Annotated in this window: 4 protein-coding genes; 1 reads left to right on the forward strand and 3 read right to left on the reverse strand. The window is 73.3% G+C overall.

Annotated features, from left to right (window positions below):
• The 3 genes from ACIQOV_RS28345 to ACIQOV_RS28355 form a co-directional block, all read right to left on the reverse strand.
• Positions 1–1,172: MFS transporter (locus ACIQOV_RS28345; protein WP_401053259.1), on the reverse strand; the 1,172-nt coding region annotated here is incomplete at its 3' end.
• 134 nt (positions 1,173–1,306) lie between these two features.
• Positions 1,307–1,663, reverse strand: coding sequence for an ArsR/SmtB family transcription factor (locus tag ACIQOV_RS28350; RefSeq protein WP_380540857.1), 357 nt, complete (start codon positions 1,661–1,663; stop codon positions 1,307–1,309).
• Between the two features lie 139 nt (positions 1,664–1,802).
• Complete coding sequence (locus ACIQOV_RS28355; protein WP_401053264.1) at positions 1,803–3,920, reverse strand: SpaA isopeptide-forming pilin-related protein; 2,118 nt, start codon at positions 3,918–3,920, stop codon at positions 1,803–1,805.
• A 395-nt stretch (positions 3,921–4,315) separates the two neighbouring features.
• On the opposite strand from ACIQOV_RS28355, the gene ACIQOV_RS28360 reads away from it, so the two are divergent.
• The coding region (locus tag ACIQOV_RS28360; protein ID WP_401053262.1) for a hypothetical protein at positions 4,316–4,684 on the forward strand (369 nt) is incomplete at its 3' end.

Consider the following 4,684-nt stretch of genomic DNA (forward strand, 5'->3'; position numbering starts at 1 on the left):
CAGCCGGCCAGGGGGTAGGTGAGCAGCCAGCAGCCGTGGGAGAGGGAGAACTGGGCGGCGAAGACGGCGGGAAGCTCCTCGGCCGCCACCGAGTCGCGCAGGACCCGGCCGGTGGGGGTGAGGATCAGCGAGCCGACCGCGCCGAACGCCGCCCAGACGGCGAGCAGGACGGGCCAGCGCCAGGCGCCCGGCCCGGCGGCGGTCAGCGCGGCGAGCAGGGCGAAGAGGCCGACGATGCCGAAGGCCGCCGGGAGCATGACGGTCCGGTCCGGCAGCCGGTCCAGCACCCGGGGCAGCAGCAGCGCCACGACCATCGACCCGGCCCCGTAGGCGCCGAGCGCGATCGGGACGTCGGTGGCGGGGCGGCCGAGCGGGCCGCGGACGTAGACGACGGTGTTGACGATCACCATCGCACTGGCGGCGGCCGCCGCGAGGTCCAGGGCGAGCATCGCGCGCAGCCGGGGCACGGCGAGGAACAGCCGGGTGCCGCGGACGGACCGGGCGAGGACGCCCCCACCGGGCCGCGCCCGCTCCCGCTTCGACCGGACCGGCTCCGCCCGGGTCGGCTCCGGGCCGCCCTGCCCGACCGGCTCCGGCCGTACCCGCTTCGGCAGGGCGGCGGAGACCACCAGGACGGCGGAGGCGAGGAACCCGGCGGCGGTGCCCCAGAACAGCCAGTTGTAGCTGATCAGCGCGAGCAGGGCGGCCGCGAGCACCGGGCTGACCAGGCTCTCGGTGTCGTAGGCGAGCCGGGACAGCGACAGGGCGCGGGTGTACGCGCGCTCCTCGGGCAGCACCTCGGGGATCACCGACTGGAAGGCCGGGGTGAAGGCCGCCGAGGCGGATTGCAGTACGAAGATCAGGACGTAGACCTGCCACACCTCGGTGACGAAGGGCAGGGTGAGGGCGACGCCGGCCCGGGTGAGGTCGGAGGCGGCCATCAGGCGTCGGCGCGGGATGCGGTGGGCCAGCGCGGTGACCACCGGGGCGATACCGACGTACGCGAGCATCTTGATCGCCAGTGCGGTGCCGAGCACCGATCCGGCGTCCGCTCCGGCGAGGTCGTACGCGAGGAGGCCGAGCGCGACGGTGGCGAGGCCGGTGCCCACCAGGGCGACGATCTGGGCGGCGAACAGGTGCAGATAGGTGCGGTTGCGCAGCACGGACAGCATGGAGGACCCCGCTCGGACTGGGCGCGGCAGGACGACACGACCAGGATAGGTCAACATGTGCACGCATGTGCACATGTTGACGAAAAGGCGGCCCGCACCCCGGAGGGCACGGGCCGCGGAGCCGGAAGGTACGGTCAGTCGTGCGGGGGGAGCTCGCCGATCTGGTGGTCGGCGACGCTCAGCGCCTCGTCGACCAGCCGGCGCAGGTGGCCGTGGCGCAGCGCGTAGACGACGCGCCTGCCGTCCTTGCGGGTCGTGACCAGGCCGGCCAGCCGGAGCTTGCCGAGGTGCTGGCTGACCGACGTCCGGGGGGCCCCGGTCGCCTCGGTCAGCGTGGTCACGTCGGCCTCGCCGGCGCTCAGCCGCTGGAGCAGGGCGAGCCGGGTGCGGTCCGCGAGCAGCGCCAGGATGCCGGCCGCGGCCTCCAGCCGCTCGTCGTCCCGATGCTCCTGCGCATGGTGTGCACCTGATATCCGAAGGCTCCCGCTCATGGCGCCATCGTAGGGCCCCGAGCCGGCCTGCCGAAGCGCCGCGACACCGGCCCGGGCACCGCCCGGCCGGAGGGGCCTCCATGGGCTCCTCCGGCCGGGTCGTCATCTCACGCGGTCACGAGCTCACGCGGTAACGAGCTCACGCGTTCATGCCCCACAGGAAGCCCGGTACGGGCGTGTAGCGCACGTACGGACTCCACTCGTCGCCCGGCGGGCAAGGGGTGGGCGGGCACGGCGGCGGCGGGCACTTGCTGTCCTCCACCGTGATCGCCACGCACGGGCAGTCCTTGCTCAGCCCGACCTCGGTCACCGCGTGCTGCGGCAGGCTGTAGCCCTCGGGCGCGGAGACCTCCTGCCAGTAGTACGTGCCCAGCGGCAGGCCGTCCGCCGTGCAGACGCCCGACGCCGGGGTGACGCACGGGGAGCCGACGGCCGTGTCGGGGTTGGCCCCGGAGGTCTGCAGACCGGGCACGCCGTTGCTCTCGCGCCACAGCTGGAAGACCGCGCCCGCCAGCGGCTGCCCCGTCCCGGCGTCGGTCTTCGTCACGGTGGTGGACCCGGTGGGCGCGGTGGTCTGGGCGTCGGCGACGCCGACCGGGGTGTGCTGCCCGTTCATGTCCAGCACCACGGTGGTCACGTTGAGCTCGGGCAGCTCGTACCCGTCGGGCGGCGAGACCTCCTGCCAGTAGTACGTGCCCAGCGGCAGGCCGTCCGCCGTGCAGACGCCCGACGCCGGGGTGACGCAGGCGGAACCCACGGCGGTGTCGGGGTTGGCCCCGGAGGTCTGCAGACCGGGCACGCCGTTGCTCTCGCGCCACAGCTGGAAGGTCGCGCCCGCCAGCGGCTGCGAGGTCGCCGAGTCGATCTTCGTCACACTGGTGGAGCCGGTCTCGACGACCGGGCTCCGGGTGTCCCGGACGGTGACCGGGACGTTCTGGCCGTTGGTGTCGAGGACCACGGTCGTCACCGCGGGCTGCGGCAGGTCGTAGCCGGGCGGAGCCGCCGTCTCCTGCCAGTAGTACGTGCCCAGCGGCAGGTCGGCGGTGGTGCAGAGGCCGTTGCTCCCGGTGGTGCAGGGGGCGCCCACCTTGGTGTCCGGGGTGGTCCCCGAGGTCTGCAGGCCCGCGACGCCGTTGGTCTCACGCCACAGCTGGAAGGTGGCACCCGCCAGCGGCTGCGAGGTCGCGGAGTCGACCTTCGTCACGCTGGTCGACCCGGTGGGAGCCGGGGGGTTGCCGCAGTCCGGGAGGTCGCCGTTGAAGGGGTAGGCGTGGAACTCGGTCCCGGTCATGCCCGAACCGGAGTTGTGCAGCAGGGTGCCGGTGGTGAAGAACCGTCCGTTCAGGCCGGGCAGGTTCATCGTGGCGGTGCTGGCCGGGTTGCCGACCAGCACGCTGCCCTGGAACTGCCCCGATCCCGTGAGGGTGACGGTCGTCGCGGCGGGGAAGTTCCACAGCAGTCGCTCGCGCAGCTGGTTCCAGGGGTCGGTGTCCTGGAGGCTGCCGCTGTAGGTGTTGATGGTGCGGGCGCCGCCCACGAGGTTGACGAGCACGGTCGCGTTCGCGGGGATTCCGGCGAACGCGACGCCCTGGGTGGAGCCGCCGAGCCCGACGATGTCGAAGTCGACGTTGAAGACCTGGAGGGCGGAGGTGCCGTCACCGGTGAACAGGGTCTGGAACCCCTGGTTGACGGCGGTTCCGGTGGCGGGGCGGGGCGTGCCGACCCCGGCGTAGCAGGCGCTGGCCGTCTGCAGTTCGCCGCGCAGCGGCGTGTAGGCGGCCACGGCCCGCGGGTCCTGGACCTTGGTGCCGGTGATGGTGCCGGTGGCCGTGCCCGCGTAGCGGACGACGCCTCCCTCGGCCAGGAGCGACTGCCCCGGGGCCACGGTGACGTTGCCTCCGGCGGTGAGGAAGTCGGCCCCGTCCGGCGGGGGGACGCGCGAGCCGACGCCGACGATGCCGATGTTGTAGACGGAGCTGACTCCGGCGGCCTTGTTCATGCTGAAGGAGCCGAGGGTCACCACGTGCCCCTCGGCCTCGGCGGCCGAGCCGCTGACGTTGAAGTCGCCGCCGACGAAGATGTTCACGCCGGCGTCGCGCCCCGCGAAGGGCCCGTTGTTGACCGGCGGGAACGTCGCCGGGCAGTCCGCGCCCAGGCAGGGCCCGAGGCCTCCCGGGAGGCCGGCCGCGTAGGCGGCCGTCGGTGCGACGAGCGACATGCCGAAGGGGACGAGCGTCAGGGCCAGGGCGGATCCCATCACCCTGCCTAGTCTTCGTCCCCAGCCGACGGCCGTCGTCGGATGCTGACTGGGCTTCACATCAGTCCTTTCATCACATGAACACAAAGACAACCCTCGGAGTGTTCTCCTCGAAGCCCCGAGCGGCGGCGACCCACCGGTGTTTTCGTCTGAACGCTGCGCCAGGTGCACCCGATCGGACGCGACCCACGCGCGGACCCACGGACCCGGCGGACACGGCGGACCCGGCGCAGGCGCAGGCGCAGGCGCAGGCGCAGGCGCACCGGCAGGGTCTCCCGGCCCCGGATTGGGGTCCTCCGGCCCTGATGCGCCGTCAGCGCCGACCCCATCCTGGACGCGTCGAGGCCCACCCGCCGCCTCGCCCGAACGACACCACGAGTCCCCGGAGGACCCGCATGTTCTGCTTCCAGTGCGAACAGACCGACCGCACCGGCGCCACCCCCGGCTGCGCCGGTCCGATCGGCAACTGCGGCAAGGATTCCCCCACTTCGGACCTCCAGGACCTGCTCATCCACGCGGTCAAGGGCATCTCCCAGTACGCCGCCAGGGCCCGCGCCCTCGGCGCCCCGGACGACGAGGCCGCCGCCTTCGTCCTGTACGCGGTCTTCACCACACTCACCAACGTCAACTTCAACCCCACCCGCTTCGCCGCCCTGATCCAGCTGGCCGTCGGCGTCCGCACCCGGGCCAAGGAGCGCTACGAGCGGGCCGCGCGCGCCGCCGGCCAGGAGCCGCAGACGCTCACCGGGCCCGCCGTCTGGACC

Origin of the sequence: Kitasatospora sp. NPDC091257 (genome assembly GCF_044757675.1) — a bacterium.
In the GTDB taxonomy this organism is placed as follows: domain Bacteria; phylum Actinomycetota; class Actinomycetes; order Streptomycetales; family Streptomycetaceae; genus Kitasatospora; species Kitasatospora lactacystinica.

Bases quoted from the DNA above. Each gene is read 5' to 3' on its own strand.
- ACIQOV_RS28350 (WP_380540857.1), bottom strand. From the start codon at position 1,663: ATGAGCGGGAGCCTTCGGATATCAGGTGCACACCATGCGCAGGAGCAT.
- ACIQOV_RS28355 (WP_401053264.1), bottom strand. From the start codon at position 3,920: ATGGGATCCGCCCTGGCCCTGACGCTCGTCCCCTTCGGCATGTCGCTC.